Source organism: Actinomadura oligospora ATCC 43269 (assembly GCF_000518265.1).
In the GTDB taxonomy this organism is placed as follows: domain Bacteria; phylum Actinomycetota; class Actinomycetes; order Streptosporangiales; family Streptosporangiaceae; genus Spirillospora; species Spirillospora oligospora.
On the sequence record NZ_JADG01000007.1, the window covers coordinates 497,342 to 517,463 of the forward strand.

The 20,122-nt window shown below is 72.6% G+C and carries 17 protein-coding genes; 3 read left to right on the forward strand and 14 right to left on the reverse strand.

All coding sequences use genetic code 11. From position 1 onward, the window contains the following. Nucleotides 1-17: 17 nt before the first annotated feature. Entirely contained in the window at nucleotides 18-1,277 is a 1,260-nt protein-coding gene (gene serS / locus P696_RS0111650) for a serine--tRNA ligase (RefSeq protein WP_026412476.1), read from the reverse strand. Between the two features lie 162 nt (nucleotides 1,278-1,439). Further along, nucleotides 1,440-2,240, reverse strand: a complete 801-nt coding sequence (locus P696_RS0111655) for a class I SAM-dependent methyltransferase (protein ID WP_034484470.1) — start codon at nucleotides 2,238-2,240, stop codon at nucleotides 1,440-1,442. Between the two features lie 131 nt (nucleotides 2,241-2,371). Between P696_RS0111655 and P696_RS58715 the strand changes: the two genes are divergently transcribed. Then, nucleotides 2,372-3,643, forward strand: coding sequence for an FUSC family protein (locus P696_RS58715; protein ID WP_157429629.1), 1,272 nt, complete (start codon nucleotides 2,372-2,374; stop codon nucleotides 3,641-3,643). A 6-nt stretch (nucleotides 3,644-3,649) separates the two neighbouring features. Here the strand turns inward: P696_RS58715 and P696_RS0111665 are convergent, their stop codons facing one another. The 7 genes from P696_RS0111665 to P696_RS0111695 form a co-directional block, all read right to left on the reverse strand. Next, nucleotides 3,650-3,886 (reverse strand): hypothetical protein, encoded by a 237-nt coding sequence (locus P696_RS0111665; protein ID WP_211245698.1) that lies wholly within the window; start codon nucleotides 3,884-3,886, stop codon nucleotides 3,650-3,652. A gap of 28 nt (nucleotides 3,887-3,914) precedes the next feature. Then, on the reverse strand, nucleotides 3,915-4,826 hold the full coding sequence (locus P696_RS44875) for an RpnC/YadD family protein (protein WP_034484161.1): 912 nt from the start codon (nucleotides 4,824-4,826) through the stop codon (nucleotides 3,915-3,917). Between the two features lie 124 nt (nucleotides 4,827-4,950). Further along, nucleotides 4,951-6,876, reverse strand: coding sequence for a carboxypeptidase-like regulatory domain-containing protein (locus P696_RS0111675; RefSeq protein ID WP_157429630.1), 1,926 nt, complete (start codon nucleotides 6,874-6,876; stop codon nucleotides 4,951-4,953). Between the two features lie 162 nt (nucleotides 6,877-7,038). After that, nucleotides 7,039-9,027 (reverse strand): carboxypeptidase regulatory-like domain-containing protein, encoded by a 1,989-nt coding sequence (locus tag P696_RS0111680; RefSeq protein ID WP_026412482.1) that lies wholly within the window; start codon nucleotides 9,025-9,027, stop codon nucleotides 7,039-7,041. A 94-nt stretch (nucleotides 9,028-9,121) separates the two neighbouring features. Further along, nucleotides 9,122-10,057: a prephenate dehydratase gene (gene pheA, locus P696_RS0111685; RefSeq protein WP_026412483.1), complete on the reverse strand. Its 936-nt coding sequence runs from the start codon at nucleotides 10,055-10,057 to the stop codon at nucleotides 9,122-9,124. Nucleotides 10,058-10,121: 64 nt separating this feature from the next. Next, complete coding sequence (locus tag P696_RS0111690; RefSeq protein ID WP_034484165.1) at nucleotides 10,122-10,586, reverse strand: DUF4446 family protein; 465 nt, start codon at nucleotides 10,584-10,586, stop codon at nucleotides 10,122-10,124. Then, entirely contained in the window at nucleotides 10,586-12,121 is a 1,536-nt protein-coding gene (locus P696_RS0111695) for a glycosyltransferase 87 family protein (protein ID WP_245627611.1), read from the reverse strand. The genes P696_RS0111690 and P696_RS0111695 overlap by 1 nt, the downstream gene beginning before the upstream one ends. Nucleotides 12,122-12,161: 40 nt before the next feature. On the opposite strand from P696_RS0111695, the gene P696_RS0111700 reads away from it, so the two are divergent. Next, the gene (locus P696_RS0111700; RefSeq protein ID WP_051467341.1) at nucleotides 12,162-14,465 is read left to right on the forward strand and encodes a hypothetical protein; all 2,304 of its coding nucleotides are present in this window, start codon (nucleotides 12,162-12,164) and stop codon (nucleotides 14,463-14,465) included. Here P696_RS0111700 and mptB read toward each other — a convergent pair. The 3 genes from mptB to P696_RS0111715 form a co-directional block, all read right to left on the reverse strand. Beyond that, nucleotides 14,377-15,897, reverse strand: a complete 1,521-nt coding sequence (mptB, locus tag P696_RS54255) for a polyprenol phosphomannose-dependent alpha 1,6 mannosyltransferase MptB (protein ID WP_157429631.1) — start codon at nucleotides 15,895-15,897, stop codon at nucleotides 14,377-14,379. The genes P696_RS0111700 and mptB overlap by 89 nt on opposite strands. A gap of 161 nt (nucleotides 15,898-16,058) precedes the next feature. Further along, nucleotides 16,059-16,793 carry a glycosyltransferase family 2 protein gene (locus tag P696_RS0111710; protein WP_026412487.1) on the reverse strand — a complete coding sequence of 245 codons (735 nt, stop codon included), beginning with the start codon at nucleotides 16,791-16,793 and terminating at the stop codon, nucleotides 16,059-16,061. A gap of 161 nt (nucleotides 16,794-16,954) precedes the next feature. After that, nucleotides 16,955-17,290, reverse strand: coding sequence for an STAS domain-containing protein (locus tag P696_RS0111715; protein WP_026412488.1), 336 nt, complete (start codon nucleotides 17,288-17,290; stop codon nucleotides 16,955-16,957). A gap of 270 nt (nucleotides 17,291-17,560) precedes the next feature. Between P696_RS0111715 and P696_RS0111720 the strand changes: the two genes are divergently transcribed. Beyond that, entirely contained in the window at nucleotides 17,561-17,932 is a 372-nt protein-coding gene (locus P696_RS0111720; RefSeq protein WP_026412489.1) for a hypothetical protein, read from the forward strand. A gap of 60 nt (nucleotides 17,933-17,992) precedes the next feature. Here the strand turns inward: P696_RS0111720 and P696_RS0111725 are convergent, their stop codons facing one another. Both P696_RS0111725 and P696_RS44880 read right to left on the reverse strand, forming a co-directional pair. After that, entirely contained in the window at nucleotides 17,993-19,108 is a 1,116-nt protein-coding gene (locus tag P696_RS0111725) for a sensor histidine kinase (protein ID WP_026412490.1), read from the reverse strand. Next, on the reverse strand, nucleotides 19,092-20,000 hold the full coding sequence (locus P696_RS44880; protein WP_084337265.1) for a response regulator transcription factor: 909 nt from the start codon (nucleotides 19,998-20,000) through the stop codon (nucleotides 19,092-19,094). The genes P696_RS0111725 and P696_RS44880 overlap by 17 nt, the downstream gene beginning before the upstream one ends. Between the last annotated feature and the right edge of the window lie 122 nt (nucleotides 20,001-20,122).

Here is a 20,122-nt window from a genome sequence, read left to right on the forward strand (position 1 = left end):
GGGCTTCTGGTGGTTTGTTAGCGCTTGACGGGTTCCAGGACCTCGAGGCCCAGGAACTTCTGCAGGGCCTTCGGGACGCGGACGGAGCCGTCGGCCTGCTGGTGGTTCTCGAGGATCGAGACCATCCAGCGGGTGGTGGCGAGGGTGCCGTTCAGCGTCGCGACCGGGCCGCTCTTGCCGTCCTGGTCGCGGTGCCGGACCGACAGGCGGCGGGCCTGGAACTCGGTGCAGTTCGAGGTCGAGGTGACCTCGCGGTAGCGGCCCTGCGTCGGAACCCACGCCTCGCAGTCGTACTTGCGGGCCGCGCTGGTGCCGAGGTCGCCGGCCGCCACGTCGATCACCCGGTAGGGGATCTCGACCTTGGCGAGCATCTGCTTCTCCCAGTCCAGCAGGCGCAGGTGCTCCTGGTGCGCGTCCGCCGGGTCGCAGTAGGAGAACATCTCGACCTTGTCGAACTGGTGCACCCGGATGATGCCGCGGGTGTCCTTGCCGTAGGAGCCCGCCTCGCGGCGGAAGCAGGACGACCAGGCCGCGTACCGCCGCGGCAGCGCGTCGATGATCTCGTTCATGTGGTAGGCGGCCAGCGGCACCTCGGACGTCCCGACCAGGTACAGGTCGTCCTCGGGGAGCTGGTACACCTCGGCGGCGTGCGCGCCCAGGAAGCCGGTGCCCTCCATGGCCTCCGGCTTCACCAGCACCGGCGGGTACATGGGGACGAAGCCGTTCTCGACGGCCTGCTCCATCGCCAGGTTCAGCAGCGCGTACTGGAGCCGCGCGCCGACGCCGGTGAGGTAGTAGAAGCGCGCGCCGGACACCTTCGCGCCGCGCTCCATGTCGATCGCGCCGAGCGCCTCGCCGAGCGTCAGGTGGTCCTTCGGCTCGAAGCCGAACTCCGGCACGTCGCCGACGTGCTCGAGGACGACGAAGTCGTCCTCGCCACCCGCGGGCGCGCCCTCCTCGACCAGGTTCGGGACGACGCGGAGCACGTCGTTCAGCTCGCCGCCGAGTCGTTCGGCCTCGGCCTCGGCGTCCTTGACCTGCTGGGACAGCTCCTTCGCGCGGGTCAGCAGCGCCTGCCGCTCCTCGCCCTGCGCCTTGGAGACCGACTTGCCGAAACTCTTCTGCTCCGCGCGCAGCCGCTCGAACGACGACTGCGCCGAACGGCGCCGCCCGTCCAGGTCGAGCAGGGTGTCGACGACGGTCTCATCCTCGCCGCGGGCGCGCTGGGACACGCGCAGCCGCTCGGGATCCTCTCGAAGAGCTCGCAGGTCAATCACAGACCCGAGGCTACCGGGCCCGGCGTGTCCGCCGCGCGGCAATATGCCCCTTGCGACGATCAACGCGCCCGCCCCACGCGGACGCGGCGCGATCAACGCGCCCGCCCCACGCGGACGCGGCGGGATCAACGCGTGCCCTCGCGGACGCCGGGCCGGGCGGGTTCAGCGTGTGCCGGTCGCGAGGAGGGCGTTGGCGGGGAGGGCGATCCGGCCGCCGGACGTCGCGTACCGCGCGGCCAGGCGGTCGTAGGCGACCTTGATCTTGTCGACGGTCGGCGGGTCCTGGCGGGACACGATGACGCCGTTCACGCCGATGCGGGCGAGCGCGCCGGTCGTCCACCAGTCCTCGGGGTCGACCTCGTGCAGCCAGCGAAGCCGGGCCGCCTCCCCGTCGGCGAAACCCGCGTCGCGGAGCAGGCCGCCGAAGGGCCCGGTCTGCCCGAGCTCGGCGAACGGCGGCGTCGGGATGTCGTCCGGGACGGGGACGCCAGCCTCCTCCAGCGCCTCCGAGACCAGCGCGAGCGCCCCGGACGGCGGCATCTCCCAGCAGGTCAGGGCCAGTTTCCCGCCCGGACGCAGCACCCGCGCGAACTGCCGGACGGCCTCCTCCGGACGGCTGACGTGGTTGATCACGAAGTTGCCGACGACCGCGTCGAACGACGCGTCCGGCAGGGGGAGGTCGGGCAGGATCGCCTCCCGGACGTCCAGGCCGGGCACGTTCGCGCGGGCGGTGGCGGCCATGCCGGGGTCGGCGTCCAGCGCGATCACGTCCGCGCCGCGCCGCACGGCCTCCCGGGACACGATGCCGGGCCCGGTACCGGCGTCCAGGACGCGCGTGCCGGACGTAACGGCCGCCGCGTCCAGGAGAGGGCCGACCGACCACGCGGTCATCCTGGCGAAGCCGCTCTGGTAGGCGTCGGCGCGCCCGTCCCACAGGTCCCGTTCGTAAGTGTCGAAGTCCACGGACACACCGTAGGTCGGAGCGGCGAGGACGGCGACCCCGTCACCGTCCGGCGGCCTGTTCCGCCGAATACGGCGAAGTCTTTGCGCGCAGGCTGCCAAACCGGGACGAACCATCTACTTCAGTGGAAAACGTGAGGAGCCTGGTCAGCCCACGCATGCGGGTGGCGATGCTGGACAGCGTCCGGCTCACGGTCATCGCGGTGATGGCCTACGCGCTGGCGCGCTGGCTGCAACCCCGCGGCGGGCCTCTGCCGCTGCTCGCGCCCCTGACCGCGCTCCTCGTCGTCCAGGTCTCGGCCCTCCGGACGCTCCACTCGGTCTGGCAGCGCGTCCTCGCCGTGGCGTTCGGCGTCCTGACGGCCGTGGCCCTCGCCGACGGGCTGGGCTTCTCCTGGTGGAGCCTCGGCCTGGCGATCTTCGCCGGACTCGCCATCGGCTACGGGATGCGGCTCGGCGACCAGGCCCTCGAGGTCCCGATCAGCGCGATGCTGATCTTCTCCCTCGGCGCCGCCAACGAGGGCGCCGCCTGGGACCGCATCCTGGAGACCCTGATCGGCGCCGCCGTCGGCCTGGCCGCCGGACTCGCCTGGCCGCCCGTCCGCGTCGGCGCGGGCCGCGAGGCGCTCGCCGACGCCGGCCACCGCCTCGCCGGAACGGTCGACCGCATGTCCACCGACCTGCGCGAAGAGCCCGGCGTGGAGGACGCCGAGCACTGGCTCTCCGACACCAAGCAGATGCTCCGCGAGATGACCCGGACCGACGAGGCCATCGGCCAGGCCGAGGAGAGCGTCCGCCTGAACCCGCGCGCCCTCACCCTGATCGACGCGGGCGTCGCCCTCCGCGACGGCCTCGAGATGCTCGAGCACTTCGACGTCTCGCTGCAGACCCTCACCCGCGCCGTCGTGGACAGCGTCCGCAGCGAGGAGGAGGACGAGCACGTCCTGTCCGACCCGTCCGTCCGGGTCCGCCTGGCGGACGTCCTGGACGAACTGGCCGAGGGCGTCCGCGTCTACACCGAGCTCGCCGTCGCCGACTTCTCCCGCGACGCCACGCCCCGCGACCTCGAACGCCGCCTGGCCGAACTCGTCGCGTCCGCCAGCGAGGACCGCCACCGCCTCGCCGACCTGCTCGCCGAACGCGAGAGCGGCATCCGCCAGCGCACCCTCTACGGCGAGATCCTCATGCACATCGACCGGCTGATCAACTACCTGCACCCGGAACACCGCGAACGCGCCCGCGGCCGCTGGCGCAGCCGCGACCTCGCCGCCCGCCACCTCCCGGCCCGCCCCGCAGGCCTCGTCCGCAAGACCCGCCGCGGCGTCCGCCAGGCCTCAGCCGCCGCCGGAACCGCCGCCCGCGAAAACGCCGCCACCTTCCCCGACCGAGGCCCCAGACCCCAGTGAAGGCCGTCAGCCCTCGCCGAACACCTCATCCAACGAACCCGCCCGAACAGCCCGAACCAACCACCGCTGAAGCGTCGCGGTGTCGCTACAGGAGACGACCCGCGTCCGGTCAGCCTCACTCAGCTCGAACCCCTTCGCCGCCAGAAGGTCGAGCAGGACCTCCATCCGACCGACGATCCGGCCTTCGGCACGGCCCTCGGCGCGGATCTCCTCGAAGAGGAGGTTGTTGCCGCTCCTGTTCACGATCCGGCTCCGGCGGCTGCGTGCGCGTTCATCCTTCGCTGAAGACTTCGTCCAGCGAGCTGGCCTGGAGGGCCCGAACCAGCCATCGCTTCAGCGTCGCGGTGTCGGTGCAGGAGGTGATCCGCGCCCGATGGGCGTCACTCAGCTCGAACCCCTTCGCCGCGAGCGCGGTGAGCAGCATCTCCTGCTCCCCTTCGACCTGGCCCTCGGCGTGGCCCTCGGCGTGGCCTTCGGCGTGGCCTTCGGCGCGGATCTCCTCGAAGAGTCTGTTGTCCTTGATGATCGTGCTCACAATCTGCCTCCAGGGTTCGAGCAGGGTGCTCTTGGCCAGCCCCGCGTGAAGGAAGTTGCCCAGGAAGCGGGCGGTCTCCACGTCCTGCTGCTTGAGGGCGGCCACCCCCTTCTCCAGGATTTCGATTATGCCCGCCGTCGGCTTCGAGGACGCGTGGGTCAGGACGCGGAACGCGGCGGACATCGGGTCGCGGACGAACTCGGCGGCCGAGGTCAGCGGGCTGACGTTGTCCGCCGCGAGGACGATCGGCCAGGTGCACTGGGACGGCCGGTTCGCCAGTCCTGTGACGATCTCCTGCCGCGCCCAGTCCGCGGTGGCGAGGTCGTGGCAGACGACGATGAGGGTGACCTCGCAGTCGTACTTGTTGCGCAGATAGGCCACGTAGTACGGCCACGACTTGAGCTTGTCCTTGTCGACGCGCCCCTGGGCCTCGATGACCACGATGTGCGGGCCGTCCACGGTCTCGACCATGAGGACGGTGTCGGCCTCGGCCTCGACCGTCCTGATCTCGTTCAGGTTCGAGTTGAGCTCGTGGACGGCGAGCACCTTGGGGAACGCGAGGCCCGCCGACCTGTCCAGGAACTCGGCGAACAGCCGGGGGTCATGGCGAAAGATCTGATGCAGCGCCTCATGTGGGGGCTTGACCATGAGGGGTACGTTACCGAACGCGGTCGAACGATTACCTGAAGTTCGAGATTTGTGGACCGAGCAACCGTCCAGAACGACGAAGGGGCCGTCTCCACGGAGACGGCCCCTTCGACTCTCGGGGTGGTCAACGGACGTCGACGTAGTCGCCCGCGCTCCAGACACCGAGGTAGGTGCTGCTGCCCACGTAGGCGGCGGCCCAGGTGCCATCGGCGGTGGCCTTGAGGTTCTTGGTGAACCAGCCGTTGCGGTCGGCCTTGGTGGTTCCCATGGCCTTCCACTTGGACGAGCCGGACGGCTTGAAGTAGACCGTCAGCGTCGTCCCGGCGGCGGGTTGCCAGCTCCCGGTGAACTTGGTGATCTTGCCCTTGACCGTGAGGGTGCGGCCCTTCTTCACGGGCTCCGGGGACGCGTCGAACGACGAGACCGCCGTCTTGTACTTCACGTCCACGTAGAAGGACGAGGTGACCGACGGATCGTCCCAAGATCCCTGCGACGGGGTAGCCCCCGCGTACCGGACGCGCCAGTAGCCGTCGTTCCACAGGAGGGCGGAGACCTTGAAACGGCCGTTCGCGTCGGTGTTGGCTCCGGTCTGGTTGACCCAGCGCTTGCCGTCGGCCGAGTACTGGAGGTTGACGTACCCCTGCTTGACGTTCTTGCGGCTGGCCGGGGCGAGCGGGCGGACGACCTGCCCGGTGATCGTGATCGGGCCCCGGTAACCGGACGGGCTCGTGGGCCTGACCACGGAGGTGATCTGCGTCCCGAAGACCGCCTTGACGTCCGTGTCGGCGTGGGTGCTCCAGTAGTCGGGGTCGCCGAGGGCGCGGTTGAACCACGCGGTCCACTTTCCGCTGCCGTGGAACTCGACGTCCGCGCTGAAGCGGCCGTTCGCGTCGGTGGTGACCGCCGGGGCGGGCTGCTCTCTCCCGGGGGCCTCCGCGTCCTGGTACGAGAGGTACACGGTGCGACCCGCGAAGGGCTGCCACGCGGTGGCCCCGGCGACGTCCAGCTGGCCGGACAGCTTGATCGTGTCGCCCGCGTGGGCCTTCGCCGTGCTCGGAGTGAGGGTCACCCGCGTGTTGACCGGACGGCGCTCGACGTCGAGCCACGCGGTCGTCTCGGCGTACTCGCCGTGCCCCGAGGCGAAGATCCCCACCTGCTTCTCGGTGACCTTGACCTTCAGGGAGAAGGAGCCGTCCGCGGCGGTGGTGGTGCGCGGGGTGCCGCTGCTGACCGTCACGCCGGACAGCGGCTGCCCGGCGGCGTCCACGACCCGGCCGGTGATCGTCGCGTCCGGGTGGTTCACGTCCGTCCAGGACGGGTCGGAACGCAGGTCCTCGAACCGCTGGGCCAGCTTCCGGCTGACGATGCCGCTGCGCGTGGTCCGCACGTCGCCCTGCTCGTCCCAGGCTGAGACCGCGACCTCGTAGTCGCCCGGGGGCGGGTTGAAGGAGGCGGTGTAGTCCGTGCGGGTGTGGGTCGGGTACTTGGCGGTGCCGTGCGGGGACGGGACGACGTCGTCGCCGACCTGCTCGGTCGTCCCGGCCCGGTAGAGGCGCGCGACGATCTTGCTGACGGTCCCGGAGTGCAGCACGAACGGGGTGACGGCGAACGACGAGGTTACCGTCCCGCGCCCGACCCCGCTCGAGACGCTGAAGACGCCGGTCGGGGAGTCGACGAAGGCGGCCTCGGACACGTCGAGGCGACCGCCCGACGGCTCGCTGACCGTCAGGTCCAGGTAGGTGCGCCCGGGCCGCAGGTCCGTCGGGCTCTGCTTGGCCCAGATACCGCCCTGACCGATGACCCCCCACCCGAAGGGGACGTCCGGGACGGTCGCGTACGGTTCGGTCGCGCCCTTGAGACGGAGCCGGAACTCGACCGTGGCGTTCACCGTGGTCGACAGCAGCCGGACCTGCGGTGTCGCCCTGCCGTCCTTGACCGTGATCGACGCTTCGGCGACGACCGGCGCGGACGAGGCGGACGCGGGTGAGGCGAACGGCAGCAGGGCCAGGACGGTGAGCAGCGACATCAGGGTCGCGAGGGTTCTTCGCAAGGGAGGTTCTCCGTGGTCACGTGAGGGAGGCAAGGAGACGACGCGCAAAGATCAAGGCGGGTTTACCTCCGCGCGCTCACCTTCTCACCAGGACGAGACATCGACAAAGTCGGACTTGCTCCAAACGCCCAGGTAGGTGCCGCTGCCCGCGTACGCGGCGACTCAACGGACGTCGACGTAGTCGCCCGCGCTCCAGACGCCGAGGTAGGTGCTGCTGCCTGCGTAGGCGGCGGCCCAGGTGCCGTCGGCGGACGCTTTGAAGTTCTTGGTGAACCAGCCGTTGCGGTCGGCCTTCGCTGTCCCCATCGCCTTCCACTTGGACGACCCGGACGGCTTGAAGTAGACCGTCAGCGTCGCCCCCGCCCCCGCCTTCCACGTGCCGACCTGCTTGGTGACGCGTCCCTTGACCGTGAGCGTCCGCCCCTTCCTCACCGGCTCCGGCGACGCGTTGAACGACGAGATCCTTGTGGCGATCGCCGTGTCGACGAAGACCCGGCCGCTGGTGGACGGCTCGTCGAAGGCGTACCGGACGCCCCACGGGGGGACGGGGAGGTAGCTGTACCCACCGTCGTAGCGGACCTGCCAGTAGCCGTCGCGGGCGGCGGTCTTCGTCGCGGTGAAACGGCCGTCCGCAGTGGTACGGAGGCTTCCCTGGTAGGTCCAGTTCTTGCCGTCCGCGGCGAAGAACACCGAGACGTCGCCGACGCCGACCGGGGTGAGCGCGGGGGACGCGTGGGACCGGACGACGCGTCCGGTCAGGGTGGCCTTTCCGCGGGCGGCGACGCGGGGGGTGGTGGTCTGGAAGTCGACGACCGAGGTCCGGTAGGACGCATCGATGTCGATATCGGCCTCCGCTGTGGCGAAATCGCCCCCGCTGAGGTTCGCGCGCGCCGTCCACTGGCCCGAGCCGGGAACGGTGACCTTCACCGAGTAGCGGCCATTCGCGTCGGTGGTCGCGGTGGCGTAGTCCCAGGAGGTCACCCGGGTGTCGCGGTCGTAGTAGAGGATGGTGACGGTCCGGCCGGCGAGGGGGGCGTACGCGCCCGGCGTCGTCTGGCGCTCCAAGGTTCCGGACAGCGTCACGCTGTCGCCGATCTTCGCGGCCCCGGCGCTGGACTTGAGGGAGAGCCGCGACGGGATGCTGTGGTGTTCGAGGGCGACGGTCGCCTTCGTCGCGAGCTGGAAGCCACGCCTGGAGCTGACGATCCGGACGGTCACGGACTGGGCGGTCAGCTTCAGCGTGAAGGTACCGTCGGCGGCGGTCGTCGTCTGGTTCTCGGTGCCGGAGACCGTGACGGTCGTGCCCTCGAGAGGCGAGCCGTCGGCGGAGACCAGCCGTCCGGTGATCGTCACGTCGCGGTGGTCGGCGTCGTACCAGTCCGGCGTGGCCTTGAGCTCGTCGATCCGCGACGCGATGCCCTCGATGACGCGCCCGGTCCGGGCCTGGACGGAGTCTCCCTGGTCGTCCGTGGCGGTGACCACGATGTCGTAGTCGCCGACCGGGGGCTTGAACACGTCTTTCGCCTCGTAGACCGTCACGCCCTGAGAGGTGGACCGTACCGACAGCGGGATCTCGTCCCCCACCGTCTCGTCCGACTGCCATTTGTGAAGCTGCGCGGTGACGCGGCCGACCGGCCGGAGATGCCGGACGGTGGCCGACAGCCCGAACGCCTTCGAGGTCGGGTACGGGTTGAGATTCCCACCGAGCACGGACGCCTCAACGGAGAACCTGCTCGCGGGAAGGTCGGTGAAGGTCGCCGCCCGGACGGTCTTGCGGGCTCCGGTCGCGTCGGTGAGCTCCAGGTCCAGGTAGGTGCGGCCCTCCTTCAGTTCGAAGGGCGTCGGGTTCCAGTTCCCGTCCTGCTCGGTGCCGTAAAAGCGCTTGACGTCGCCGTCGAGCGCGTACGTTTCGTCGCTGCCCTTCAGGCGCAGGGAGGCGCTGACCTTTGTGATGCCCACGGCCGACACCGCGTGCACGAAGATGCGCGCCCGGGTGCCGATCGGTTCCATGGTGACCGAGAGGATGACCGGCCCGGCTTCCGCGGCGGGCTGGGTGGCGGTGATTGCGGGTGGGGTGGTGTCCGCCCAGGCGGGGGCCGCGGCCGGGACGAGGACGAGTGCGGCGGTGATCGCGGCGAGGTGGAGGCGCAAGGGGGGTACTCCATGATCGTTCAGGGCGAGCATGGAGGGGACGCGTGGAGGTTAGTGCGGGTTTACCTTCGGGGCGGGTTTTGTTGGGCGGCGGTCAGCGGTCGGTGGCGCCGCAGCGGATGGTGGCGAGCCAGGCGGCGGCTTCGGTGAAGTCGTGGTCGTGGGTGCCGCGGCGGATGTCGGGGCGGACCTTGTCGGCGCGGGCGTAGGAGCCGAGGAAGCGGACGTCGGCGCAGACGCGGCGCAGGGCCATGAGGGCCTCGCCGACGCGGGACTCGAAGACGTGGCCCTCGAAGTCCATCCAGAACAGGTAGGAGCCGAGGCCCTGGCCGGTCGGACGGGACTGGATGAGGGACAGGTTGATGCCGCGGACGGAGAACTCGGTGATGATCTCCACGAGGGCGCCGGGGTGGTCCTCGCCGATGAAGGCGACGACGCTGGTGCGGTCCATGCCGGTGGGGGGCGGCGGGGAGCACGGGCGGCGGAGGGCGACGAAGCGGGTGACGGCGTCGGCGACGTCGTGGATCTCGTCGGCGAGGACCTCCAGGCCGTAGCGGGCCGCGGCGAAGGAGCCCGCGAGGGCGGCGTCGTAGTGGCCGTCCGCGACGTGCTGGGCGGCCTCGGCGTTGGACGTGGCGGCGCGCCACTCGGCGTCCGGGACGTTCGCGGCGAGCCAGCGGCGGCACTGCGGCTGGGCGTGCGGGTGGGACGCGACGGTCTTGACGTCCTCGAGGGCGGTGCCGGGCCGGACGAGCAGGGCGAACGAGACCGGCAGGTGGATCTCGCCGACGATCTGGACGGGGTCGCCGGTGGCCAGCTCGTCCAGCGTGGTCGGGACCGACCCCTCGACGGAGTTCTCCAGGGCGACGACCGCGCCGTCGACCTCGCCGGTGCGCAGGGCGTCGAGCGCGGCGGGGACGGTCGCGAACGGGACGTGCTCGGCGCCGATCGCGCCGGGATGGGCGCGCAGCGCAGCCTCGGTGAAGGTGCCCTTCGGCCCCAGATAGGCCCATTTGCGCGGCTCAGGCACGGTGCGTCCCCCCGACTGCGAGTGTCCCGGACGTCAGGAGTGTACGTGGTGGACGGGTGAGATCTCAGGTACGCGAGCGGGCGGTTCGGCCGGAGTCGCCGAAGTCGGGGAGCGGGTCGTCCATGGTCACGACGGGTCCCTTGCCGAGCCGGGCGGCGCGCAGGGCCTGGTTCTCCTCCGGCGACAGGGGCTCGGAGGGGTGGCCGTCGCGGATGGGCTTGGCGTAGGTGCGGGTCTCGGTGCGGCCGATGATCGAGCTGATCACGACCCCGTCCCCGGACGCGTTGATCAGGGCGAGCGAGAAGGAGCGGTGGCCGGACATCTCCTTGAGCGCGTCGTAGTGCACGATCGCCAGGTCACGCAGCGCCTGGCGGTCGACGCCGCTCGCGGGCCCGGCGGCCTGGAGGCGGCGGCGCAGCACCTCGGCGCACTCCTCGACCACCTGGTTGGCCCGGTTGTGAGCCACCACGGCGACCGAGAGTCCGGCCACACCGGCGACGAGTCCGACGATGGCAACGGCGGCAAGCATCACGGAGTGAGCGTACCGACACCGTCCCGGGGGCGAGAGGGATCCCCGTGATCGCCGCGGACGGCCAGCCGGTTCACCAGCCAGACGCCCAGGACGACCATGAGGGCGACCGCTCCGAAGCCGAACAGGTCGCGGATGATCTGCCCGGCGATCTGCAGGATCAGCGGGTGGGTCTTGCCGGTCAGGTGCGTCCCCCACCAGGGGACGGGGAAGAGGTAGAACAGCCAGACTGCCGCGGCGAGCAGGCACCTCCGGACGTTCCGCCCGTCTCCGGCCAGGGCGCCGATGACGGCGATGACCCACACGAGGTGGTGGATCCAGCCGACCGGGGACAGCAGCACCGAGAGCAGGCCGGTGATCGCGACACCGGCGAGCAGCAGGCTGCGGGCGGCCTCGCCGGACACCGGATCGGCGGCGAGCATCCGGTCCGTCCCCCAGCGCCGAGACGGGTCGGGCGGCAGGGCGGGCAGCGCGAGCCGGTCGGCGGCGACCGTCGCCCGGCGGGCCAGCCGGAACCCGGCGTAGGCGACGAGCAGGAGGAGCGCGAGCCACAGCAGCGACCGGACGGGGCCGTCCGGGGTGATCCGGGCCACCCAGCCGTTCAGCGCCTGGTTGGTCGTGCCGTTCACCGCGCCGGTGCGGTCGCCGCCCTGGAGCAGCGCGCCGAACCAGTAGTCGGCCGAGTCCCTGGGCAGCCAGGCGAACGCGAACAGGGTCACGGCGGCGGCCGTGAGCAGCGAGTTCACCGCGGCCTGGCGGCGTCCGGTGATCAGGAAGTAGATGAGGAAGACGCCCGGGACGAGCTTGATCGCGATGGCCAGGCCGACCAGGACGCCGCGCGGCCAGTAGGCGGTGCGGGCCATCGTGTCGGCGAGGCAGAGCGCCATGAGGAAGAAGCCGACCTGCCCGAACCGGATCTGGTCGTACGCCGGGGTCAGCCACGCGCACGCGCCGAACAGGACGCCGAAGGCCAGCGGGGCCCAGCGGCCCGTCCGGGCGATCAGGTCGCGGAACGCGTACCGGACGATCACGGCGAGCGCGACGTACTCCAGGATCGTCCAGGTCCACTGGGCGGCCGTCCAGGACATCAGCGTGAACGGGACGGCGAGCAGCGCCGGGAACGGCGGGTAGGTGAAGGGGAGCAGCTGCGGCGGCTGGGTGAGGACGTCGTACAGCTTGGCCTGCCGCAGGACCGCCCGTCCGCCCTCCCGGTACACCTCGAGGTCGACGAGCCGCTGGTCGGGCGGGTTGCCGAGCCAGCGGACGACGATCGGTGTGATCGCCGCCACGGCGACCAGGATCCCGGCGGCCAGGATGAGCCAGTCCACACCGCTTCGCGGACGGCGGCCGTCGGTGGTGCGAGACGCACCGTCCCGGCCCGCGCCGCGGCCCGTGCGGGCACGCGCTTTCCCGCTGCGGCCGTCGTCCTCCGCGGCGGCCTCGTTCACGGCAGTCGCCCCCACCGCCGCACCCCCGTCCAGGGCGGACTCACGCCGCTCAGGCGCGACGTCACCCGTCCCCATGGCTCCTCGCATGTTCACATCCTGTCCTAAAGGTGCCACTACCCTGGACGCCATGGGGCTACCGGGGGCGAGACTCCGCACACCGCGACCGGCCGTGGCCGCTGTCCTGCTGGTTCTCGCCGCGATGGGCCTCCTCCTCGGAATGCCCGCGTGGTCGGCGCAGGCAGCGGAGCCGGGCGCGGGTTCGAGCGCGCCCTCGAACACGCCCTCGAACGCCGGCCGGGCCGCTCCCGGCGGACGCGTGGTGCTCGTGGGCGTGGACGGCCTGATGTGGACGGACATCACCGCCAAGAACACCCCGGCCCTCTGGCGGCTCACCGGGCAGGGCGGCGCGGCGGCCATGACGGTCCGCACGACCAAGCCCAACACCTGCCCCACCGACGGCTGGCTGACGGTGTCGGCCGGGCAGCGGTCGGTCCTGAAGGACGCCGACTGCGTCCTGCCGTCCAACCCGGTGCTGCCGGGCTCCCCCGTGCCGTCCGGGTCGCCCGCCCCCGCGCAGGGCGGCGCGCTGGCCCCCGGCTGGCCCAAGATCGTCAAGGACAACGCCGACTCGTCCTACCACGCCAAGTCCGGGCTGCTCGGCGAGACCGCCCACCGGGCCGGGCTGTGCACGACGGCGGTCGGGCCGGGCGCGGTGTACGGCCTCGCCGACTTCTCCGGACGCGTCGACCACTACGTCGGCGGCGTCGACAACGCGACCCCGGACGACTGGGCGCGCTGCGGCCTGACCGCCGTGCAGATCGACGACGTGTTCCGCGTCTACCTCACCGCCGGGGTGGACGCGAAGGGCGTGCAGGTCCCGGTCGGCCAGGCCGACCGGGAGCGCGCCGCGGCGGCGGCCGACCGGCGGGTCGCCAAGGTGCTCTCGAGCGTCCCGGCGGGCACGACCGTCCTGCTCGGGGGCATGTCCGACAACGGGCCGAAGCCGCACCTGCGGGTCGCGCTCGCGACCGGGCCGGGCTACACCGGGTCGTCCTACCTGTACTCGGACGCGACGCGGCGCGAGGGCCTGGTCACGCTGACCGACCTCACGTCCACGGCCATGAAGGCGCTGGCGCTGCACGAGCCGGCCGAGGCGGTCGGCTCCCCCTTCCGCACCAGCGCGACCGACGACTCCGCCGCCCGCAAGGTCGAGGTCCTGAACGACGCGGAGGTAGCCGGGCAGGCGATCCGGAGCGCGCAGGGCGGCTTCCTGTCCACGGTGATGGGCGTCCAGCTCGTCCTGTACGTGATCGCGGGCCTGGCGCTGCGGCGGCGCTGGGGCGGCCCCTCCGCGCGGGGCCGGATCCTCGCCGGGACGCGCGCGGTCGCGCTCACCGGCGCGGCGGTGCCCGGCGCGTCCTTCCTGGCCGGGCTCGTCCCCTGGTGGAAGGCCCCGCACGCGACCCCGGTGCTGATCGCGACGGTCCTGGCGATCAGCGTGGCGATGGCGGCCCTGGCGCTCGGCGGCCCGTGGCGGCGGTCGGTGACCACGCCGGGCCTGATCGTCGCGGGCGTCACGGCCGCCTCCCTCGGCCTGGACGTCATGGCGGGCTCCAGCCTGCAGATGAACTCGCTCCTCGGCTACACCGCCGTCGTCGCCGGACGCTTCTACGGCTTCGGCAATCAGGCGTTCGCCCTGTTCGCCGCCGCGGCCGTGCTGTCGGCGGCGTGGCTGGCGGCCTTCCCGCTGCGGCAGGGGCGGCGCTGGGCGGCCGTGCTGGTCGTGGCGGTCGTCGGCCTCGCCGCGGTCGCGCTGGACGGCGGCCCGATGTGGGGCGCCGACTTCGGCGGCGTCCTCGCGATGGTCCCGACGTTCGCGCTGCTCGGCCTGATGGTGTCCGGACGGCGCGTGTCGCCGGTGAAACTCGGCCTGTTCGGCGTGGCGGGCGCGGCGGCCGTCCTCCTGCTGTCCTATGTGAACTCGCGCAGCGCGCACCCCACGCACATGGGCAGGTTCTGGAACGACCTGACCGGCGGCGGAGCCTGGACGGTCATCTCCCGCAAGTTCGACTCGATGGTCGGGAGCCTGGCGTTCTGGCCGGTCACGCTGCTGCTCGCCGCCGCGATCGTGTGCCTGTACTTCGTCCTGGCCCGGCCGTCCCGGTACCGGCGCGCCTCGCTGCTGACCCGCACCTACGCGCGCGCGGAGACGATGCGCCCGGCGCTGGTCTGCGGGCTCACCGTCGGCGTGATCGGCACGCTGGTGAACGACTCGGGAATGATCATCCTGACGGTGGCGATGTCGCTGGTCGTGCCGCTGTTCATCGCGGCGGTCACGCGGGCTACGGAGCTGGACGACGCCGACGCGGGCGAGCCCGCAGACCCGTCCACAGCGCCCACGCCAGCAAAGCCGTCAGCAGCACAGGGATGACCCCGGACCGGACGACGCTGATCAGCCAGTGCAGGTCGTCCGGGAGCCGGGCGGGGTCGGGACCGCGCGCGGGCAGGTAGGCGAGCGACAGCGCCGTGGTGTGCGCGAGCAGCAGCAGGTCGAACCGCGACCACGGCAGCAGGGCGAGGACGGCCCAGCCGAACGCGTCGTACCAGGGCAGCTCGTAGGGCGCGGCGAGCAGCCAGGCCAGCACCAGCGCCGCCGCGACGGCCCGCGCCTCCGCCTGGCGTTCGTCCGGGCCGTCCGGCCTGGGCAGGACGCGCGCGAGCGCCCACACCAGGACGATCATGACCACGACCCAGCCGATCTTGACGATCGTCCGCAGGTGGGGCACGTGCAGGACGGCGACCAGGTGCCAGGGCGTCGCGAGCGAGATCATGCGGCTGGCGCGTTCGACCTGGTCGAGCGAGTGCGGACCGGCGAGCACGTAGGCGAGCGCGACCGTCGCCACGGACCCGGCGACCAGCGCCGCGAGGCTCCGCCGCGCGGACCCGTCCGCCCGGACGCGCCGCAGCAGCGTCCAGGCGGGTCCGCCGCCGACGAGCGCGGCGGGCAGCTTGATCGCCGTCCCGAACCCGATCAGGACGCCGCCGAGGAACGCGCGGGCCGGTCCTCCGGCCGTCCGCGTGCACAGGACGAGCCCGGCGAGCATCGGCGCGGTCGCGAGGACGTCGTTGTGCCCGCCTCCGACCATGTGGAACAGGAGGAGCGGGTTGCACGTCCACATGAGCGCGGAACGCAGCCGTCCGGCGCGGTCGCGGGCCGTCCGGTAGAGGATCAGCCCGGTCAACCCGAACGCCAGCAGGTTCTCCAGGCCCAGGACGAACACCGTCAGCCGCACCGAGTCCCCGCCGGCCCAGGACGCGACGACCTGCCCGGCCGTCGCGACCGGCCCGTACACCGACGGCGTGTGCCGCCACTCCTCGGGCGCGCCGATGACCGGATCGTCCGCGACGTCCGATGCGGTCGTCGTGTACGGATCGTGCCCGGTGGCCCCCATCCGCCCGTAGGACGCGTAGTTCAGGTGGTCGGCCGACCCGACCGGCGGCATGAACGTGAACGCCGCCGCGACCAGCATCCCCACCACGACCAGCGGAAACGCGCGCACCCGCCACCCGCGCCGGACGGCCAGGAAACACGCGAGCAGCCCCGCCGCGCCGACGACCGTCCCGAACGCGACCAGCCCGATCACCAGGTACGGCGACGGATGCGCGGTCAGCGAGAACGGCGGCTGCCCCTTGGGGCCGGGCAGCTCAGGCTGGAAGACCGAGGGCCCGAGCAACGCCGTGAGCAGGAAGCACACCAGCGAGACCGCGATCCCGGCCAGCCCGGCCACCCCGAGCCCGCGCCCCGCCGGCCCCGCACCGGCCCCGCCACCGACCACACCGTCCCGAGCGGCCCCCCCAGGCACCGGCCCGTCCCCAGCCGCACCACCACACCCAGCGGACCCACCGCCGACCGCGGCAAAGGCCGCACCGCCGTCTGCGGCGAAGGCGGCGCTGTGGGCGGGGGCGGTGTTGGGTGGGGTGGTCCGGTGGCCTGGGGGGCGGTGCTCGGCGGGGTCGGCCGCTTTCACGGGCGGCGGAAGGCGCGCAGCCGGTCCAGGCGGGTCGCCACGGCGGGCTCGCGGACGGCGAGGGCTCGCGCGACGTCGCGGAACTGCCGGGCGCGGTGCAGCTGGGCGCGCCAGTCGGTGCCGGTGGCGCGGTGCGCGAGCGGCACCTCGACCTCGGTCACCCGGAAGCCCTTGCGCAGCAGGTCGATGGTGAGGGCGGTCTCGACGCCGAACCCGGCGGCGAGCGGCCGGGCGGCCTCGAACGCGGCGCGGGTCAGGCAGCGCTGGCCGTTCAGCGGCTGGGTCGGCGTCCAGCCGGTCGCCCGGTGGATGCCGTCCCGCGACAGCCGGACGACGAAACCGTGCCCCCCGAGCTTCACCGTGGACGAGAACACCGCGATCGTCATGTCCGCCCCGCCCGCGCGGACGGGCGCGACCAGCGGCGCGGCCTCGGCGGCCGTGCCCGCGAGGTCGGCGTCCAGGAAGAGCAGGTGGCGAGGCTGGTCGCGGCCGTGGTCCAGCAGCCGGACGGCCTCCGCGCCGGTCTCCATCGCCGCGCCCTTGCCCCGGTTGCGGCTGTGCCGGACGACCCGCGCGCCCGCCCGTTCGGCGGCCTTCCCGGTGCCGTCGGACGATCCGTCGTCCACGACCACCACCAGGTCGGCGCCGGGCAGTCCCAGCGCGGCCTCGACCGTGGCGCCGATCCGGTCGGCCTCGTCCTTCGCGGGAATGATCACCGCTACGTCCTGCATGCGCCCGATCGTAGCGACCGCCGCGCCCGCCACGCCGGAACCCGACCGGACCGTCCACACCGGGCCGCCTTCGCCTCGGCGGGAGAAGGCGGTTTCGGGCGCGCGAAGGCCGGACGGCGCGGTGTGCGCCGTCCGGCCGGGCCGTCAGGTCGTGGGGACCGTCAGAGAGTGTCGAGGGCGGGCACGGCGTCCACCACGGTGAACACCGTGTCGAGCCCGGTGACCTGCAGGATGCGCTTGACGGCGGGACGCGGTGCGGCCAGTTCCAGCGCGCCGCCCTGCTCCTTGAGCCGCTTCATCGCGGAGAGCAGGACGTTCATGCCGGTCGAGTCGCAGAATTCCACACCGCTCAGATCGACGGTGATGCGGTCCGCCTGATCGCGCAGCAGGCCCGCGAGTGCGGCCTGCAACCGGGGCGCGGTGTACAGGTCCAGCTCGCCGGTCGCCGTGACGACGGCGTGACCTCCCTGAGATGCGGTCGAGACATTGAGCTCCACGACGGGCACACTATCGGGCGAACGGCCCCCGAGCCAGGGAGTTGGCCAAGTCCTCGTGTCGCGTGGGCGTGTCCCGCGCGCCGCGACGGTGCGTGTCCGGCCCGGTTGCGCGGTGTTACCTCCCGGGATGTCCGGAAGGTCGTCGTGCCGGGTTCCGGATCTGGCGCTTCTTGGCCGTGTCCGGACCCTGGATCTGCGCCATTCACCCCCCGCGACCTGCCCTCATGGGGGACCGTAGGAGCCGTGGCCGTGCGGAGGGGGTGTGCCACCATGAGGACCCGGCAGGGTGTGGATCCCCGCGAGCTCCGGCTGCGCGACCGCCTCGAATCCGTCCGGACGCGGTCGGAGAAGTCCAATTCCTGGCGCTCGGCCACCCAGTACCTCGGCCGCCTCGTGAACCGGTCCGGGTTCGTCCCGATCCGTACCCGGTTGTCGCGCGAGGACCTGACGTTCCTGTCGGGCGCGCGGGACGAGGTCATGATGTTCACCGAGCTCACGCTGCGCCTGGTCGATCTGCACCGGCCGCAGGACGCGGGCGGCATCACCAGCGACCCGAACAACCCGATCCAGCGCTGCCGGGCCTGCATGTGGCGCTGGCCATGCCCGACGTTCCGCGCCATCGAGGAGTCCCTCGAACGGTAGGCGCGCCCTGACGCGCGCTCGGCACGACGTCGGGTACTCGGGGCCAGAAGGCGCAACGCGTCAGGCGGTGGCGGGGAGGCTCACCTCGAAGCGGCAGCCGGGGCCCGCGTTGGTGACGCCGATCCGGCCGCGGTGGGCTTCGACGATGCCCCGGGCGATCGCGAGGCCGAGGCCACCGCCGCCGCCGGGCGTCCGGGCGGTCTCGCCGCGGAAGGCGACGTCGAAGACGCGCGGGAGGTCCTCGGCCGGGATGCCGCCGCAGGCGTCGGCGACCGTGACCCGGGCCTCCCCCTCGACGAGTTCGGCGGAGATCTCGATCGTGCCGTCGCCCGGGGTGTGCCGGATCGCGTTCACCACCAGATTGCGCAGGGCGCGGCCGAGTTCCGACGCGTCCACCTGGACGGGGCCGCCCGCGGACACCGCGCCGGTCAGCCGGACGCCCTTCGCGCTGGCCAGCGGCTCTGCGCCCGCGACGGCCTCGGCGATCAGGTCGGCCAGGCCGACGCGCTCGCGGGACAGGCGCAGCGCGCCCGCGTGGATGCGGGACAGCTCGAACAGGTCGTCCACCAGCTCGGCCAGCCGCTCCACCTCGACGCGCATGCGGCCGTGGTAGCGGTGGACGGTCTCCGGATCGGAGACGACCTCGTCCTCCAGGGCCTCGGCCATCGCGCGCAGCCCGGCGAGGGGGGTGCGCAGGTCGTGGCTGACCCAGGCGACCAGTTCGCGGCGGCTCGCCTCCAGGGCCTGCTCGCGCTCGTGCGACGCGGCGAGGCGCGCCCGCGCGGCCTCCAGCTCGTGGGACAGCTCGGCCAGCTCGGCGGGCAGCCGGACGGCGGGCGGCTCGAACGAGTCGGCCCGGACGGCCTCCACGAGCACCCGGTTCGCCGCGACGAGACGCCTGCCGAGCAGCACCGACACGGCGAGGGCCACGATCCCGGCCGCCGGCACCACCCACAGGATCACGATCAGGTCGTGCTCGTTGAGCAGCATCATCAGCGAGATCACCACGATGCCGGACACCGTCGCCAGCACGGTCGCGACGCCGACGACGGTCAGCTGCGTCGCCACGGACCGTCCGCGCAGCAGGTGCAGGGTCAGCAGGCCGGCGGCGGCGACCACCACGGCCGCCAGCGCGGAGTACCAGGCGACCCAGACGAGGTCAGCGAGGGGGATCATCCGGGCCCCTCCCGGGGTCGTCCTGCCCCGCCGCGTCCGGAGGGGGTTGGTCTTCGGGGGACGGATCGTAGCGGTAGCCCACGCCCCAGACGGTGACCAGGCGGCGCGGGGCGGCCGGGTCCGGCTCGAGCTTCTCGCGCAGGCGGCGGACGTGGACGGTCACGGTCGCGGAGTCGCCGAAGGACCAGCCCCACACGCGGTCGAGAAGCTCCTCGCGGGTGAAGGCGCGGCCCGGATGGCGCAGCAGGAAGGCGAGCAGGTCGAACTCGCGGGCGGTGAGGGTGAGCGGGGCGCCCGCGAGCGTGGCCGTGTGCGCGTGCGGGTCGAGCTCCAGGTCGCCGTCCCGGAGCGGGCGTCCCTGCGCGGTCGGGACCACCGCGCCGCGCGCCCGCCGCAGCACCGACCGGACGCGAAGGGCCAGCTCGCGCGGGCTGAACGGCTTGGTGACGTAGTCGTCCGCGCCCATCGACAGGCCGACGAGGCGGTCGGCCTCGGCGCCGAGCGCCGTGAGCATCACGATGGGGACCGTCATGGTCTCGCGGAGCCTGCGGCACACCTCCAGGCCGTCCATGCCGGGGAGCATCAGGTCGAGGACGACCAGGTCGGGCGGGTTCTCGTGGGCGCGCCTGAGCGCCTGGAGGCCGTCCGCCACGCACTCGACGTCGTGTCCGTCGCGGAGCAGGTAGCGGGCGACGACCTCGGCGACCGTGGGGTCGTCGTCGACCACGAGCACGCGTCCGGGAACCTCCGGCGCCGCAGCGCCCGCTCCGGCGACCGGACGCCCGATGGGCGCGGCGGCGGGGGCGGGGCGTCCGGGGGGCGCGGCAGCCGGACGGCCGGAAGGCGCGGGGGCGGGGCGTCCGGTGGGGGTGGGGCGCGGGGGTGAACTCACGGGTCCACGGTAGGCGCGACGTGGGAAATCACACCCGTCGCGTCATCACTCCGTAAGAACTTCGGCTTGGAAAGGGCCTTCGGGGGGCGGGGAAGGGGTCGCTCTCGGGTTTTCGGACAGGC

Coding starts and splice junctions, on each gene's coding strand:
- P696_RS44875 (WP_034484161.1), bottom strand. CDS start 4,826: ATGGTCAAGCCCCCACATGAGGCGCTGCATCAGATCTTTCGCCATGAC.
- P696_RS0111690 (WP_034484165.1), bottom strand. CDS start 10,586: ATGCTTGCCGCCGTTGCCATCGTCGGACTCGTCGCCGGTGTGGCCGGA.
- P696_RS0111695 (WP_245627611.1), bottom strand. CDS start 12,121: ATGCGAGGAGCCATGGGGACGGGTGACGTCGCGCCTGAGCGGCGTGAG.
- P696_RS0111700 (WP_051467341.1), top strand. CDS start 12,162: ATGGGGCTACCGGGGGCGAGACTCCGCACACCGCGACCGGCCGTGGCC.
- P696_RS0111710 (WP_026412487.1), bottom strand. CDS start 16,793: ATGCAGGACGTAGCGGTGATCATTCCCGCGAAGGACGAGGCCGACCGG.
- P696_RS0111720 (WP_026412489.1), top strand. CDS start 17,561: ATGAGGACCCGGCAGGGTGTGGATCCCCGCGAGCTCCGGCTGCGCGAC.
- P696_RS0111725 (WP_026412490.1), bottom strand. CDS start 19,108: ATGATCCCCCTCGCTGACCTCGTCTGGGTCGCCTGGTACTCCGCGCTG.